Source organism: Variovorax multivorans (assembly GCF_051216835.1).
Lineage (GTDB): Bacteria > Pseudomonadota > Gammaproteobacteria > Burkholderiales > Burkholderiaceae_C > Variovorax.
Genome location: NZ_JBPJZL010000032.1, coordinates 1 through 15610, shown reverse-complemented (window position 1 = coordinate 15610; position 15610 = coordinate 1). Strand labels below are relative to the sequence as shown.

Annotated in this window: 12 protein-coding genes and 4 pseudogenes; 11 read left to right on the top strand and 5 right to left on the bottom strand. The window is 59.6% G+C overall.

Annotation, left to right across the window (positions count from 1 at the left end):
• Window positions 1-15: 15 nt before the first annotated feature.
• A complete protein-coding gene (locus ACSFCA_RS36075; protein ID WP_435462936.1) occupies window positions 16-1419 on the top strand; it encodes an AAA family ATPase in 1404 nt (467 codons plus the stop codon).
• Complete coding sequence (locus ACSFCA_RS36070; RefSeq protein ID WP_435462937.1) at window positions 1406-2281, top strand: HNH endonuclease family protein; 876 nt, start codon at window positions 1406-1408, stop codon at window positions 2279-2281. The genes ACSFCA_RS36075 and ACSFCA_RS36070 overlap by 14 nt, the downstream gene beginning before the upstream one ends.
• Before the next feature lie 260 nt (window positions 2282-2541).
• Here the strand turns inward: ACSFCA_RS36070 and ACSFCA_RS36065 are convergent, their stop codons facing one another.
• Window positions 2542-2898 carry a DUF7677 family protein gene (locus tag ACSFCA_RS36065; RefSeq protein WP_435462938.1) on the bottom strand — a complete coding sequence of 119 codons (357 nt, stop codon included), beginning with the start codon at window positions 2896-2898 and terminating at the stop codon, window positions 2542-2544.
• A 722-nt stretch (window positions 2899-3620) separates the two neighbouring features.
• Here ACSFCA_RS36065 and ACSFCA_RS36060 point away from each other — a divergent pair.
• From ACSFCA_RS36060 to ACSFCA_RS36045, 4 genes and pseudogenes are all read left to right on the top strand, one after another.
• Window positions 3621-3776: pseudogene (locus tag ACSFCA_RS36060) on the top strand (transposase domain-containing protein); the annotation flags it as partial.
• Between the two features lie 140 nt (window positions 3777-3916).
• On the top strand, window positions 3917-4639 hold the full coding sequence (locus ACSFCA_RS36055) for a hypothetical protein (RefSeq protein ID WP_435462939.1): 723 nt from the start codon (window positions 3917-3919) through the stop codon (window positions 4637-4639).
• A gap of 138 nt (window positions 4640-4777) precedes the next feature.
• The gene (locus ACSFCA_RS36050; protein ID WP_435462940.1) at window positions 4778-4927 is read left to right on the top strand and encodes a hypothetical protein; all 150 of its coding nucleotides are present in this window, start codon (window positions 4778-4780) and stop codon (window positions 4925-4927) included.
• A gap of 357 nt (window positions 4928-5284) precedes the next feature.
• Window positions 5285-5593, top strand: a pseudogene (locus ACSFCA_RS36045) (DUF3363 domain-containing protein); the annotation flags it as partial.
• Window positions 5594-5709: 116 nt separating this feature from the next.
• Here the strand turns inward: ACSFCA_RS36045 and avs2 are convergent.
• Complete coding sequence (gene avs2, locus ACSFCA_RS36040) at window positions 5710-10278, bottom strand: AVAST type 2 anti-phage system protein Avs2 (protein WP_435462941.1); 4569 nt, start codon at window positions 10276-10278, stop codon at window positions 5710-5712.
• 437 nt (window positions 10279-10715) lie between these two features.
• Between avs2 and ACSFCA_RS36035 the strand changes: the two are divergent.
• Both ACSFCA_RS36035 and ACSFCA_RS36030 read left to right on the top strand, forming a co-directional pair.
• Window positions 10716-10874 (top strand): annotated as a pseudogene (locus tag ACSFCA_RS36035) (helix-turn-helix domain-containing protein); the annotation flags it as partial.
• An 87-nt stretch (window positions 10875-10961) separates the two neighbouring features.
• Complete coding sequence (locus tag ACSFCA_RS36030) at window positions 10962-11030, top strand: DUF4113 domain-containing protein (protein WP_435462947.1); 69 nt, start codon at window positions 10962-10964, stop codon at window positions 11028-11030.
• Between the two features lie 21 nt (window positions 11031-11051).
• On the opposite strand, the gene ACSFCA_RS36025 is transcribed toward ACSFCA_RS36030, so the two are convergent.
• A complete protein-coding gene (locus ACSFCA_RS36025) occupies window positions 11052-11708 on the bottom strand; it encodes a hypothetical protein (RefSeq protein WP_435462942.1) in 657 nt (218 codons plus the stop codon).
• 150 nt (window positions 11709-11858) lie between these two features.
• Here ACSFCA_RS36025 and ACSFCA_RS36020 point away from each other — a divergent pair.
• From ACSFCA_RS36020 to ACSFCA_RS36010, 3 genes and pseudogenes are all read left to right on the top strand, one after another.
• Window positions 11859-11939 (top strand): annotated as a pseudogene (locus ACSFCA_RS36020) (DUF4113 domain-containing protein); the annotation flags it as partial.
• 275 nt (window positions 11940-12214) lie between these two features.
• Entirely contained in the window at window positions 12215-12358 is a 144-nt protein-coding gene (locus ACSFCA_RS36015) for a hypothetical protein (RefSeq protein ID WP_435462943.1), read from the top strand.
• A complete protein-coding gene (locus ACSFCA_RS36010; RefSeq protein WP_435462944.1) occupies window positions 12358-13263 on the top strand; it encodes a hypothetical protein in 906 nt (301 codons plus the stop codon). Before ACSFCA_RS36015 ends, ACSFCA_RS36010 begins: the two co-directional genes overlap by 1 nt.
• 83 nt (window positions 13264-13346) lie before the next feature.
• Here the strand turns inward: ACSFCA_RS36010 and ACSFCA_RS36005 are convergent, their stop codons facing one another.
• Window positions 13347-14081 carry a PIN domain-containing protein gene (locus tag ACSFCA_RS36005; protein ID WP_435462945.1) on the bottom strand — a complete coding sequence of 245 codons (735 nt, stop codon included), beginning with the start codon at window positions 14079-14081 and terminating at the stop codon, window positions 13347-13349.
• A 392-nt stretch (window positions 14082-14473) separates the two neighbouring features.
• Entirely contained in the window at window positions 14474-14764 is a 291-nt protein-coding gene (locus ACSFCA_RS36000) for a hypothetical protein (RefSeq protein WP_435462946.1), read from the bottom strand.
• Between the last annotated feature and the right edge of the window lie 846 nt (window positions 14765-15610).

The window sequence follows — 15610 nt, the reverse complement described above, 5'->3', positions numbered from 1 at the left end:
AGTCTCGCAAAAATCATGTATATCCGTTCACTCCACGCAACCAACCTCAAGCGGCTCAAAGATCTGCATTTGCAGTTCACGAACCGCGATGGCTCTCCGCGAATGTGGACCGTCGTAATCGGCGAGAACGGAACTGGAAAATCCACAGTCTTGCAAGCCATAGCGCTTACTGCAGCGGGTAAGTTGCGAGTTAATGACCTCGCGAGCAGTACCTTTGCTCAGCTGGTGGATCGACGCCAAAAGGGCGCACTTGAGATATCCGCGCATTTCGAGTTCACGAAGAGCTCCCTGGCAGATCCAAAACTGCACCCCCTTCACAACGGCTCGCTTTCCCCCTCAACCAAACTGTCTTCGCGAGTTCGACTCAAGCCGAAAGAGACCTCCCTTCGTGCCGACGCATGGTATGGCGATGCGGCAGAACCTTTAGCGGGTGCGCCCGATCCTCTTGATGAGGCAAGGGCTGCGGAGGCACCCTTATGGTTCGTTATCGGGTACGGGATCCAACGTACGCTCCCGGGCTCGGGGCGGACGCCCGATCTCACACGCCCGTCAGTTGACAGAATGAAGCCGCTGTTCGATTCCGGGTACCCCTTGGCTAGCACCAGCTTTATCAGCCACTATGGCTCGCGGCAAGCCAAAGCCCGCGCTTACTCCACTATGCTCAAGCGCGCCATCATCAGCACCGGCGTTCTGCCAGAAGATATCAGCGACTTAGAGCTCAGAGGCTTCGGCGGGGTTTCAAAGGCTACGGACCTGCTAGAACGCAATCGATTTCAGCAGACGATGGGCAAAGATTCGGTGAAGATCCCAGCGGTAGCGCTTGCCCACGGATACCAGTCCACGATCGCTTGGATTGCGGACCTCGTGGGCCACATTCTCCTAGAGGCAAAAAATACATCGATTGAGCCCAAGGACTTCGAAGGTCTAGTTCTCATCGATGAAATCGATCTTTACCTTCACCCCCGGTGGCAGGCCAGCTTGATCCCTGCGCTTCGCCAGACGTTCCCTAAGTTGCAGTTCGTGGCGACCACCCATAGCCCCGTGGTGCTCGCCACGCTCGCGCCGGAAGAGGTAATTCGACTGCAAGCCGATCCCAAGACGGGCCATGTCCGTCAGATCACCCCGGACGCGGTAACGGGAGAATGGGATCCAGTGGACAAACAAGCGGATCTCTACACGCAGCCTGACCCGCGAGCGATGACCGGAACCGAGATGTATCGCGAGTACTTCGGAGTGGAACGCCTGACATTGAACGAGCACGGTGACAAAGTCCGCAGCTATACGGCATTGGCTACCAATCCCCATCGCACTGAGCACCAAGAGCACACGATGAAGGTTCTGCGCGACGAACTCAACGATGCGGAAGTCACCAATCTGGTCAAGCCCGTCGCCAGTGAGGCTAAAGATGATTCGGCTTGAACTCGGTGATGAACCCCCTGAGTTGAAAGTCCAGCGCGATGCGCGATTGCCGGCTGCGGTCCAGGCTTTCAACACCCACGGTCCTGGCCACGAGTTGCTGACTTCCCTTCTTGACGGCGGCTATCGAGTCGCCCGTGAGCAGCTCTATGCTCGACAGCACGGCAAATGTGCCTTTTGCGAGAAAAAGGAAGATGCTTTCAAGAGGCCTGTTGAACACTTTCGTCCCAAAAAAGGCGCAGATGATTTCATCAACGGAGCTTGGAACGGGGTAAACACCCACTATTGGTGGCTGACCTGGACTTGGAGCAACCTCTATTTCACGTGCGATGACTGCAATAAAACCGGTAGAAAAGGAAGCCGCTTTCCCATCGAGCTGAACTCACAACGCGTCGTTTCACCGAACCGTCCTATCGCCAACCTGATTCCAGTAGTCCACTACGAGATTGCAGCTGAGCGGCGACTTCTGGTGGATCCCCGAGTCGATGAACCACTTGACCATTTGGAATGGATGCCTGTCGACCGGACAAAGCCGCAGCGCACTTGGAGGTGGACGGTGGTGGGTCGTGACCCGCGAGGCGAGATGACAATCCGAGTGCTGGGGCTGCTTGCACGTGACGACGAAATCAACAATCACCTACGCCCGCTGAAATTGCTGTGGGTTGAGGTGAGCAAGCACCTCGCTGCTGCTCGGTGGGCTGACGCTCGGGAGGCTTGGGACGGGATGGTTGAGGCATTCGTAGAGACCAGCGACCAGCCGTTTCGAGCCGCTGCATGGTGGGCATTGGACTCGCTTATCGCTGAAGCCAGCCGTATGCAGTTCGGCCTGAGAACACCGTCAAGGCCCAAAGTTACCTATCCCTAGGCACCCACTTGAGAGCATGTAGTTCCGACTGTCTGTGGGATTTCTCAGTAGTCGAGAACGTTGACCGCTTGAGCATGTAACAGGTATCGCTGCTCCGCTCAATTTCAATTACATGATCTTCGCCGTGACCAAGTTCGTAAGCGTGCGGTGATCCCGTCTTGAGCTTGGCCCCGATGTCTATGACAATGGTGTCCACTAGGGATTTAGGTGGATACCTGCCAACCGCATCGGCGACCTCCTAATGCATCATTGGAAGCCAGTCATCCTCGTTGAACGCCCGGTGGCCACGGCTTGACGTCGTTCCGTGGAGGTAGCCCGTACAAGGCGGTCTCCCAAGCCTCGAGCGGCGGCACGACTTCGTAGGATGGATCACACCAACGGCGAATCGCCTGCGCGGCGCGGAACTCGGCGTTGATTGGCACACCCGCCTCGTCGAACTCGAGGACGTTCACGAAGATTGCGTACGCCTCCTCTATGAGGCTTGGCGATTCACGCAGCGCGTCCCAATAGTCGATCCCTTCGAGAAGCGGGTTACCGATGGAACCATTGGCGACCCAAAAGCTGAAGGTTCGAAGCGCTCCAGAGGATTCGTTGCTCAGCTTCTTGAGATGAGGCATGCGACTTCCTTGGAAAGAAGTTGATTGTGCCCTCCGTCAAGAAGAGATCGCCGGACGTTTACCTTGGAGACAAGTCTGGAAGCGCATAAAAAAACCGCCCGAAGGCGGTTCTTTTTTCCCAAGTAGAGGTCAACTTAATCACGCCACAAGGGAGGAGTGGTGAACTAATTATAGCGGCCTATACCGAGAGCACCAATCACACTCACGCACACCAGTGGTCCGGGTCTAAGGGCCGATTCCCGCTGCCTTGCGCAGGGCGCGCAGTTCTAGGCGTGCTGACTCTCGGATCTCGTCGCGATCCAATTCGACTGCGGTTTCATCGGTCCAGGTTGCCCAATGACTCTCAAGCCAAGGCTGCCGGGTGTCGAATTGTTCGACAGCATAGTCGAGCCAACTGACGTACCCAGCGGGTGGTGGCAATGGTTTTTGAATGGTGAAGAGCGTTCTCCTTGGTGATGATCAGACACTTGAATTCGTCCGATACCAATACGGTACCGAACTTGTTGCACAGGGCGGGCACCTCGAATGTAGATCTTGCCAAACTCGGCAGAGGCTTGACGCGACTGCATCCGCCCTCTTCTCGATGAGGTTTGGCCGCGCGAACGGATCTTGCGCGGGCCCCGACAGGCGGCGCTTCTTGCTGAACTTGCCATCGCCTCGCAAGATGCTTGCCCTGAAACACTTCGGTATCTTCTTCCCTATCTGAGCCCGGGTGATGCTGCGGTAAACGAGCCGCCGCCGTCATGAGCTTGATCCACTCGGCCAAGCTCAATGGGCACGATCCGTACACCTATCTGAAGGACGTCCTGACTCGATTGCCGACCCACCGGGCTCGCGACATCCACGAACTGCTGCCACATCGCTGGGCCATCGGCTGAACTGGATCATCGGAGCCTCATACTGACCGGTCTCTGCGGCGTGGCTGAGCCGTGGTTAGCAGGTGCCGCCGCGTGTCTTCGTCAGCGGCGGATGGACGAGAATACGATGGCAGCGCGTAGAGCGGCTACGGGAGAACGTGTTGACCATTCATTCATGCGAGATGTACCCCTCCGATGAGGCATGGGACGCGATTTACGATGCAATCGAGGAGGGGCGCCAACCGCCCTGGCCAGAAACGCAACTTCATCTCGAGTCTCAAGACACTACCTTGCCCGGATGGCTCGCGCTGTTGGAATTGGTCGAAGAAGCGGCTCGCGATCGCAGGGAAACGTTCTCCCCCAAAGAGATTCTCGGTGCTGAGCTGTGGGAGCAGGTCGTCACATTGCCCCCATCGATCGCCAAGCTGAAGCACGTCAAGAAGCTCAATCTATATCGCAGCAGCCTACTCCGCATTCCGCCTGAAATCGGAGAGATGGAAAGTCTGGAACAGTTCGTCCCCTACACCTCGTACGGGTTGCACTGGTTCCCATACGAGATAACGCGGTGCCTCCGCCTGAAATCAAGCACTGTCAGCACGCGAGCGCTCTATGGAAATTACAAGTACCGGGCACCTTTCCCTGAGCTAGACCCAGTGGTCGTTGCTCTGATTCCAGCGCGATGCAGCATTTGCAACGGCCTTCTTGAGAGTCGAAGTGCGGTTCATCAGCGATGGCTGTCGCTTAACGTTGCCACTGACGTTCTTCCGCTGTTGGTCAATGCGTGTTCCATCGAGTGCATTGAGCGGCTTCCTGCCCCGACGCATGGTTACGTACCGTTTCCCCATCGAGGCGGTACGTCGGTCTCTCAGCCACCAGCAGACTAGGCGCCATCGGGGTTCACTCGGCAACTGCGTCAACGTGACTTGCTCAGCCGCTTACAAAGCGCACGCCTGCGGCCTAGCGCATTGGCACTCAGATGTGGGTCAGCACTCGATGGGTAATTAGGTCAAACGAGAGTGGGAATGCACACCGATTCCTGCGTGACCTTCCAGTACCCCGGCCTGAGGCTCCTGTACTTCCCGTCCGGGGTGGTCACCTACCGCTATGGCGCCAAGGTGGTCGAAGTGAAGGCAGGGGCTTTCTGCTGTTCGATGCGACCGTGCTGCACGTGATCGAGGCGATCCAGGTCCAGCCAGTCTCGGATCTCTCTGTGGTGTTCACGCTGCGCGGGGCGCGTCAGGCGTGCGGAAGGCGGTGGCATGCGTTGCGCTGTTCTGCGCTGTGCGCGCAGTTCGAGCGCGGGGCACGCGGTGGTGGCGTCGGAGCCGGCGTTCGCGCTGGGCATGTTGAAGGTCCGCAGGCGGGGAGGGCGCAGGATGCGTCGCGGTCATACGCTACGGCTGCGAACGCGCCGTATACCTGCCTGCGCCCGACGAGATCCGGTTGCCGTGGCCCACGAGCTTCGTGAACGCGCAAGTCCACTGCGCGGCCATGCGGGCCGGCTGGACCGTACCTTCCGGCCGACGTGCGCGGCCGACCGCAACATCGCGGCACTGGCGAGCAATGGCCTGTCCCGCACCGGCCATCACCTGGCCGTGGCGTAGGGTCAGGCCATGCCCGGCCGGGATCCGCAGGAGGTTGTAGCGGCCCACGCCCACCGACTGGAAGCCTTGCGCCGCGCCGATATCGTGGAGCGCGTGGCCGAGGGGCTATGGGAGGTGCCCGCCGACCTGACCGAGCGTGGCCGCCAGCACGATGCGCTGCGCCTGGGCGGCGTGGTGGTGACGCTGAAATCGCATCGGCCGATTGAGCGGCAGGCGTGCGTGACCGGCGTAAGCAATGGGATGGACGCCCCCACCCGTCGCGGCATCAACGTGCCAAAGTGGAAGTGTCACGAACCACTTGAACCGAAAGGGGCGTCCATCCCATTGCTTACGGAGTTGCTACCGAATGCTCATTCGACTGAGTCGAAGCTGTACCGCCCGGTCATAGTCATGCCGTCCCAGCAAAAGAGCCCATGGAACGATCGCTGGGCATTGATGGCGTAGCCGGGCGAGCCACTTGCGTCCTTTTTCTCGCCGTGGATAAGCCAGCACAGCACCAAGTCATGGGACCGCATGAACGCTTCCAGGATGTGCCGGCGAACCAGCAGCGTCGAGGGGCCCGGTACGTTCGCGGACGGGTCGAACGCCATCACGGTGCCCTGTTGATCGACATAGGTGGCCGCGACGCCGCTCCAGTGCGCCTGCAGCATCTCAAGCAGAGCTGCGGTCGGAATGCGCCAGGAAATCGACTCCCCCGTAACGGAACAATCATGGGATCCGCGTTCGCGCATGTAGCCTTGTGAGACGGCAGTAGCGCGGAGGGTTTCCGGATCGAGGTCGCCGGCCCATCCGAGATGCGCGTAATACGGATCATCGAAATGGTCCGACGCTGCCGACCAGCCGACCTCACCAAGGAAAATCTCGCGAAGTGAGCCATCGTGTGCGCCGCGCTCCACAAGCCTGAGCAGCGTGCTGCTGCGCTGGAGCTTTGGGAGGTCCTGTCGACGCACCAGCGCACCATCCGCACGCAGCCAGATATCCCGACCACCGTTGTCGTCACTGGCCGCCCCTGCGCGTTTTCCATGCGCTGGCGCATGCCAGCGGAGGTCGGCATAGATGCTGATCCAGTCGCTGCCGGATGGCCCGTCGTGGGAGAACAGCATATGCGCGGGTTGCGGTACATCGTCTGTGATTTCCGCCCAAGCTCGCGCGGCGGTATCCGTGTGCCACTCCTGCACGGCGCAGGGTATCCAGAACGCGGCTGGGTGCCTGGCTTCGCCGTCATTGGGCAGCGCCTGCATGACGTTGGACGTGTCGATGTCTCGTAGGTCATCCTGCCAGCTGCCCTGCCGGGCAGAGCCGATCTCTTCGCCCATCGAACCGACCATGTACTGGAAGCGGTCCGCCATGAAGGCCAGAATTTCGTGATATGCGATCCACTGGTACTTTTTCCCGATGCGCTCGGGCTTGTTCGGCTTGCGCCCGTCGCTGCTCACCTGCGCATCGAAATCGTCGAAACGCGCGGCAGTCCAGCCCAGGCTGAAGACTCGGCCTAGGATGTAGCGCTGCAGGATCCTGAGGTCGAACATGGGCGCGCGACGTTCCGTACTGTCTCCTTCGATCGCGTCCATGAGCGCTCCGAATGCTTCGGCGGTGGCCGCGTCCAGCGGTTCAAGGAAGACCTCGCGGAAATCCGCCAGCAGCTGGCTCGCTTCATCGAGCCTTCTTCGCGCTTCAGTCGTCTGAGCCGCAGAGCCCGACGCGGCCGAGGGCAAGCGCAGGGTTAGCTCGCAGGCTGACGCCAGACGCACGGCTTCCCGGTACTGCTCCCAAGTCTCGTCCTGGTCGAGCGACAGCATCTCACGCGCGCGCGCCTCCCGGACATCGAATGCCTCCCACGGTGGATCTACCAGCTTGAGCTCGAGCCATTTGGTGTATGCCGAATTGGTTCCCACCACGTAGCGGCCGAAATCGTCGTCCATAACGGAACTGCGGATGCGGCGATGTCCACGCGAAACATCTTCCGAAGCTGGATGCGACCATCCCGGTGCAACTGCGTCGAGTTCCTCCAGGCTGGGGATCTTCGGCCAATCGCTCGCATAAGGCGGGTTGATCTGCGGCCATCGCGAGGTGTCGGTTAGCTGCAGGAGGTGCGCCGCACGCCGGATAACACCCTGTGCATACTCACGTAGCAATACATGTGGCCGAGGCCTGCCGGAGGCGAAAACCTCGGCATGGACCTTATCGGCAATGCGCTCCATCGCGCGGCCGTCCTGGGTCCTCATGGCGGCACCGTAGACGGCCGCGAGCACGCGCTCTGCAACGTATGCATCGTCTACGTTGCAGAAGTTGTCGACCAGATGCTCTATGGCCTCAGGCCGCCAAGTCAGAACCCGCACCAGGGCCTTGGTGCCATGGTCGCGCAAAAATCGGTTCGAGGATGTCAATAGCCAGGAAAGAATGGTCGCGGTCAGCCGCGCCGTGCGCTCATCAACCTGGGTGTGGGGCCAGAGCTGATCGGTCCAGATCAGCAGCCGGTCCACTGCACTCTGTATATCCCAGAGCGGCTGAATGCCGATGGTCCACCAAGCGTCTCGGTCGGCCATGCTGCTGGAGCGCAGCAAGCCATCCGTGAATTCGGCGTTCAGGGGATGGTCGGGGATCGTGGCCAGCGTCAGCAGTGTTTCTGCGACGTCCTGGGAGTGCGTCGTGCGCATCAGATCCACGCGGCGTATGGCGTCTTCAGTCACCGCGGAAGGGGCCCTCCAGACTAGACTAGTGAGAAAACTGTACGCGGTGTTGTGCATGTCCGCCAGGCCGGGCACCAGATCGATCAATTCTTGGCCGGTGCGCTCGGCGACCAGGATATGCAGGGCCTCATGAAACCCGGGCCGGTACCAAGTGCTCCGCAACGCGTTCAGACTCAGCGGCTGTCCTTGCGCAAAGGTCGGCTTCGGATTGGCTGGGTTCAGATGACGATCCAGCAGCGTCTGCACGCACAGGAAATCGAAAAACCTCTCATAGGCGAACTGCACGACCATCTCGGAGTTGTTGGGAGTGCGTCCAGGTATCCGTTCTTCGATCAGCAGCCCCTCTGAGAAAAGCCGCAAATAGAGGCTTTGAGAGTGAGCCTTGCCAGGCAGAAAGGAATTCACGACGTCCCCGGCCTCGTCGTAGCCCAGCCAAGCGTTGGCTTGATCCACCATGCGTGCGGCAAGCGCCTTAAGCGCGTCGCCCACCAGGTCGCGCCGACCGTCGAAGTCTAGGTCGAACGCCGCCTGACGGTTGATGCCGCTCACCAATTGCTCAAAGGTTTGCACCACTCCCATGAAGCCGCGTGGCAGACGCGCCTGCCCGGATGCCTGCAAACCGCGGCACAGTGTCTTCAGATACAGCGGGTTGCTGAACTCTGGAGCCAGCACCGGACTCGACGGCAACTCGATGCCGTAATAATTGAAGAACGCACGCACCGCGTCAAAGCCCACGCCCTCGAAGCCGGTGTGAGTCAGCCGCACGGCATCGCGCGTGCTGTTGGTGGGTAGGCAGTCCTGCTCATACGCGGTGCGCACCGACACGATCGTGTTGATCCAAGCGGACGCCCTGAGCCGCGCCAGAAAGGCGGGAAAATGCGGCTGCCACAGGCGCCGCCCAGCGCCCTCGTTGATGGCGTCCACGATGAACAGTACGCGGCTGTTCGCACGCTGGGCCGCGACCTCGAGCGTCTTAATGAATTGCCCGACACTCCAGTTCGCCAGGTCGAGTTGCTGGAGTACCTGGGCCCATGGGTCTTGAACGTCCAGGAAGCGCTGGCCCATAAGCACGATGGTGGGCTGCCCGGCCTTGAGTCTTTGCTGCGCGAGGTCGCACAGCAGATGGGTCTTGCCCGAGCCAGCCTTGCCGGTCAAGACCAAGAGCGGGCACGACACCGTCGCCCTGAAAGCCTCCAGGTGGTCGTAGGCGTCTCCGAGATCAGCAAGGAGCTCGCGCACCAGGCGGCCGTGGCCCGCGTCGTCGTGCGTGTGCTCCCAATCATTCGGTGTTGAGCTTCGCATGGCCCTGCGCCGCGTCTGCGCGAGATGTTGGCGAAACTGCGATCGCACCGCGTCCACGCAGGTTACGGCGGTTCGGAGGGCACTTAGTGGTGCGTCCAGGGGGGCGGGGGAGACAGGATCTTCGGGAATGGTCGCGAAGGCGTGAAGCACGGCTTCGCAGGCCGACCGTGCCGTTTTGATTGGCACCTGCAAGGCGGCCATGGCATCAGCCGGCATTGCAAACGGCTGCTCGCGCAGCCGCGTTCGGATCCGGGCCGCGTTGGACTGGATGCCCCGGAAGAACGCGGGCGTGCGACCTAGTGCGTCGAATGCCGCGCTCAGCGGCAACTCGACATTGAGTTCGGGGCTGTACCGTGGGCCTGCAGCGTGGTGGGCTTCGGCCCAGCGGGCCTGGAACCACGTTTGGTCGAGCATCCGCGTGCCGAAGAAACAATGAAGCAGGCCATCGTGCTGAGGCTTGACCAAGTCAACCACCATCTCGTGCGCGCCTTGCCAAACGAACTCGACCGTCATGCCCGCGGTGTGGGCCCATCCGGTCCATTTCATGACCCGCGCTTTCCATTGATCTGCAGCGGACTTGGCATTCTTGACTCGGCCGTCGGGCAGATCCAGCGGAACACATACAAAATAGCGCCGAAGCTGCGGGTGTCCAGCAAGCGCAGCTTTAATGGACTCGTCGATCTGCCGCCATTGGTCATTTCCCATGGCACCAAAGTACTTGGCCTGCCACGCCCATTCGCTGCCGTCAGCAAGGATCGCGAAGGCCTCGACGCCGGCATCGGGCCGGCCTTTTCGGTGGAAGGCCGAGCCAGACGGCCGCGCTGCGCGGGCCAACTGAGTGACTAGTTCCTCAAAGGCGTTTTGCTTTGAGCCATCAAGAGGATGGATGGCCAACCATTGGATATCTAAAGTCACGCGCTGGACCATGGTGCGATGGAGAAAACGTCAATAGAAGAGTGCCAGCGGCACCGGCACTCATCGGAGAGTGGTAGATCACACGGCGTTGAACACGCCCCACATGAAGCGGCGACGATTCTTCATTGACATACTCTTAGTATCCCAGAGGCGAGCGTGGCGAAAGCCAGTGGCGGAACTTGTCGCGCTCAACATCCGGCTGAGCCTTCGACCTAACCAAGTCCAGACGGATTAGCCGGACGCTTACCGAACTTGGGCGTATCTAGTATCTAGTTTGACCATGTGGGCGGGTAGGACCACGTGCAGCCTCGTTGTTGCCCATGTTGTGCTGGAGAGAATGAACAAAACCTCTGCAGGACGAGTCGTGATAAAGCGGCGCCAGAACTGGCTCGCGTCATCGGCGGCCGGCAGCGAAAGCGCTTCGACATGTCACAGGGGAGCAGCGTGGGAGTTCGCAAGAAGAAGTTGCGCATTTATGTCAAATTGATCGCTCATACATGAGCAGCATCGAACGGGGGGAGCAAAACCCTGGAGTGATGACCACCGTTCAGGTGGCCAAGGCCATAGGCGTCTCGGTCACGCAACTCGTTGCCGAAGCTGACCTTTAGTCCCCTGCCCAGCTGAGAGTCGGATGCGCGATGTCTGCGGACGCGCCGAGATGACGGACTGTGCCTTGCCGAACTCTCACTGGGTCGATGCGTCAGGAGCACAAGACGCCTGCCTATACGACCAACTGGGCGGGTCTGCCGATTGCGCGAGCATGACTCGCCCTGGCCCCGCTGGATTCACTCGGACGGGAAGGGCGTCTCGTTTTTCTCCCCGAACCACTGCAGCTTCGCCCACTCCACGTCGACCTGGCAACCACCAAACATCCGCCTTCCGAGGCGTTCGACGGTGATCTGCGCGCGCACATCGATTTCATCTCCGTAGTAAACGCGGTCTTCGTCCTGGTCGACCGTCACCAGGCCGTCGTGCTGATAGGTCAAATCGCCATCGTTGGGGCCGAACCCCTCCCACCAAGGCAGTTGAATGTCTTCAGCCTGCGGAAACGTCCCGTTCGTCATCGCGGTTTGGGAAATCACGCGTTCGTCGTTGACGATGGAGGTCTCGCAGTGTTGATGCCACTCATCCACCAAGGACGAGGCGCTTTTGTGCACTTCGAGCTCGGGGAAAAGCTCCTGCAGGACCTTCTTCAATACGCTGGCCAGGACGCTGCCATCGTGACCGAGTTCCGCGGCCCGTGCGGCAAGAAGCACATGGTCGAAGGCGATGGACTTGGCCTCCGGGAGCACTGCGTCTTCGCCTGACGCCTGATAGGACGCAAGGTTGTTGTGCCCCAACGTCGCCGCGATGAGCTGCTGGGTGTGGCCCGTGGGAAGGGATTCGCCTTGGGCTGAAAGCGCCTTGCGAACGGCGAACGTGATGGTGGAAAGGTGTTCCATGTCGTGGCTCCTCAAGGCGGGTTGAGTTGATTTGCAAGTACCTGTGCGCGGGGTCTCAAGCGATTCCGACCTTGCGCGAACTGCAATCAGCGAGCTGCACGAACAGACAGGGGATGGTGACGAGACAGCGCAGGCCTCGCCGGCGATGCGCGGCGCTGGTCGATGCGCCAGGAGCACAAGACGCCGAACTACACGACCAGCTGGGCGGATCTGCCGATCGCGAGGGCCTGAAACAGGTCGCCATGGCCTGTTTTGGCAGGATCGGGGAAAATAAGTGAACTGATTGGCCCCGATTTCTGTGATTTCCCCCTCGAAGACGACTACACGATCAGAGAGAAGTGAACCAGTCGAGGAATCAGGAAAACTGGTCACACCCGATCTAGTCTGTTGTAATTAAAGGGATTTCACCCACATCATAGGAGGTGGTGCCTGGCACTCCTTCTAGAACAGTCGTCCGGCTTCTGCGAAATTCCGACCATCAAGTTTGGTTTCTCACGGAGAACACGATGAAAGATGTTGTTGGAATCATCAAAGAAGTCCCCGCGTTGGTAGCAACGTTGCAGAACAGTCCGCTGGTAGTAGTGGCGCTGATAACGCTTGGTGCTTTCGTCGTGGTGTTCATGGCGCTGCTGACGTTGTGGAAAAAATAATGGCCAAGATGCAATGGGCGAAATTCCCGACGCAGTGGCTCAAACCGCCGGTCTCCGCCGACGGGAGCCCGCAGCGGTCGGTGTTGACGGAGTTGTTGTGGGCCCGCCATGCGGGCAGTGCCATAGCTGCGATCCTGGTCCTGATCGCCTTGGCGATCCGCTTGAATCAATCCCAAAAGGACCAGGCGTTTGATGGGGCAGAGAAGCGCGGCGCCAGCGTTGCTGCCACCTTCGAAGAACTGCGCAACATGACAGGCCTGGCCAAGAGTTCGATTTCGAGCGCACTGATGCTGCTCGAAGCGTTTGCAGCCATCGAGATTGAGCGCAGTGGTCGTGCGAACAGCTACAAGCTGCTGGGACTGGAGGTACCTGGCGGCTGGTGCATGCTGCCGCATGGCTGGCTGCTGAAGCGCGATGGGACGCTGAAGTTCAAGAAGATCCCTCGAAACCGCGTCACTTTGAACGCACTGAAGGCGTATCTGCTGCTCATGCATCTGCGCGATCGCAGCCTCAACACGGCCGCCGTGGGCTATACGACGATCGAGCGCTGGACCGCGATTCGCCGCGAAGACATTTCGACTGCACTCGGCATGCTTGCAGCCCTGCAGCTCGTCATGGTCTCGCCAGAGAGAGATTTCCGGCACAGCAAGGGCGACAACAGCCACCGGTATTCCATCATCGGCCTTGGGTACGGCCGGTCTTTCCTTCCAGACGATGACCTGGTGACGTCCGAGGTGACTGCGACCGAGAGTGTCTACATCACCCCTGAGATGAGTCTCGTAAGGTCGCTGACCCCGCAGTCGACACCGGCCCCAGCGGTCGGGGCCCCTGTAGATCAGCAACGCGCCTCAGTCCTCGTGGTGCCGAACGCGGCCGCCATGGGGATTCCCGAACCGCGGCGCTGACGGCACGCGCAGGACGTCGAGGCCGACGCGCTGCGGATTGCACTGATTGCAAACAGCCGACGGCACCAGGCGGCGGCCTGAACTCAGGCTTGAGGCAGGGAATACGCCACCTTGTTGGCGGTGATCGTCGCCCAGCCTTGTGCCTGGAACGCCGCCACGATGGCTGAGATTTCCTCCTCGGCCAGCTGCTTCTGGAAGAGCGACGAAATCGTGCTCGAGAAGGTCTTGACCGTTCGCGGCTTGGATAAGCCCAGCTGCTGCAGCTTGGCCATGACGACCGTCAGCTTTTCCTCGAGCGATCGCGAGTTCGAGACCTTGAAGAGCGGGATGTCTGCCACATCCTTCGAGCGGGCCGCGAACACCTTCTTGTCCTTGAGGTGCTGGATCAAGGGATCGAAACCGGTGTCCTTCGAAATGATGTGGAAGTACGCCGTGGGATCGGCGGCCGCCAGCTGCCCGATGTAGAGGGCGATGTGGAAATCCAAGGCGTTCGAGCCGTTGCCCGCGATCTTCACGTACTCGGCCTTGCTGCCCATGCGCTGCAGCGCGTTGGCGATCTCGAACGGGATCTTGTTCTGGGTGGCCCCTACGAACACCAGGACCTTGAAGTGTTCGTGATCGAGCATCGACATGGCCTCCGGTTGGACGTTCTCAAAATCGATCAGGACGTAGTTCGTTCGCAGTGCCATCGCAAGCCAGCTCAGTTCAAGGTGGCGTGATTCTGCGGCACCAGACGCTGCCGCTCTATCTGAGGCCGGTGAGCCATGCTCTCGCGCCGGCGCAGCTGCGCACCTTGTGCGCTGCGCAGCGTCATCCAAACGCGCGCTCTATTCGGGAATACAAAACAGGTCGACACTTTCAAGCAGTGTCAATTGGCGAGGGCTACCGATGCTGACAATGGTAGTCATGTGTTGAATATCAACGGAAAGTTGAAGTCAACGAAACGATGACGGTGCGCCAAAACATAATTTATGTTCCGTTGATCGCCATCGATCTGAGTTTCGGTTCACGATTCGATGAACGAAACGAACTTCGGTTCGAGCGAGTTTTCGGCGCGCTGATTTCGACACTCTTTATTAAAGCGATCTGATTTTGCTTTTCATTTTGGTTTAATTGATGAAAAGCGAATGGTGAAATCAATTTCAAAAATGCGCCATAAAAAAGGCCCCGTTTCGAGTTACCGAAACGGGGCCAAAACTGGGTGCTGTTTTCAGTGCAGCGTTCGCGGCAGTTCGGCCAGCTGCCACAGCAGCCGGCACGACGTGCCATCCAGGACGGTGCACAGATGTTCACCAAAGTAGTCCGTGGCAGGTGCCACAACCACTTCAGCGAGCTTGCCATTGACCCCAACGACGTAGCGGATACCGCTACGAATCCGCTGGATCGCTTCGCACTCAGAGCAGCGCGAAAGGCCGCCAAAGCTATCTACGACGCCGATTTCGGCGACTCCCGGCCGGTATGGACCGGCGTACTTCGCTACCCAAACCACATGAATAACCATGGTTCATCCTTTGTCAAAACAGTAATACCGTGACTCAGGAGAGTGAAGATGCGAAGATTGACGCGCTTAACCGTCGGTTCTCCGAACCGTCATCTCCCCTCAGGTCACACCAGAGGGCCGAAAGGCCGGCTTCCCAGTGTTCAGACTGGGGGCCGGTCTTTTTTTCGAGGTTTTAATCTCGGGCCGGATGAGATTGTGCCCTGACTGTGTCCGGAGTTCCACTTACAGTTCTCCGAATGCCCTCTGAGCGCCCGAACTGCATGCCAAAAGCACCCCCATTGACTTTGCGAAAAAATGCGAGATCGCTGTAATTGCAGCGTTCTTTGAAAAGCATTGTCAATTACGCCGCCTCCGAATAACCTTCGGCTGCGCTGGGGAATTGGAGGCGGGCGGCAGCTCCAAAACACCGACTAGGGAGCGCTCTGGCTAATTGACGGCCCAGACCGTTTTTATATAAAGCAATCGAACTTCGCGGTTCTCCGGTTCGAGTCCCTTACTTTTTCCTTTGCCTTGCGTCCCCGTGAGGCGGACTTGGCCGGACGGTGGCGCCGTACTCAGCCCACCAGACGGTCAACGCTTCCATCGTCGGCTGGAGGCTGCACTCAGTGCTCCTGAGCCTGTGACCTCATTTTTTACGCGCGTACAGGATCAGCGCACAAGCGAGCAGGGTGGCGATGAAAAGCACGCCATCTTCCTCCCGGACCGCGGCCTAGAAGTGACAACTGCTATCACTGAGGCTCGACAGTTCGAGAGCGAGCGCGTATTCGGATTAGCTGCCTAGAGCAATCCAAGTCCTGCAAACCAGTAGTAGGGGTCGCAGAGCCCGGCAGCGACGACCGGCAGTTG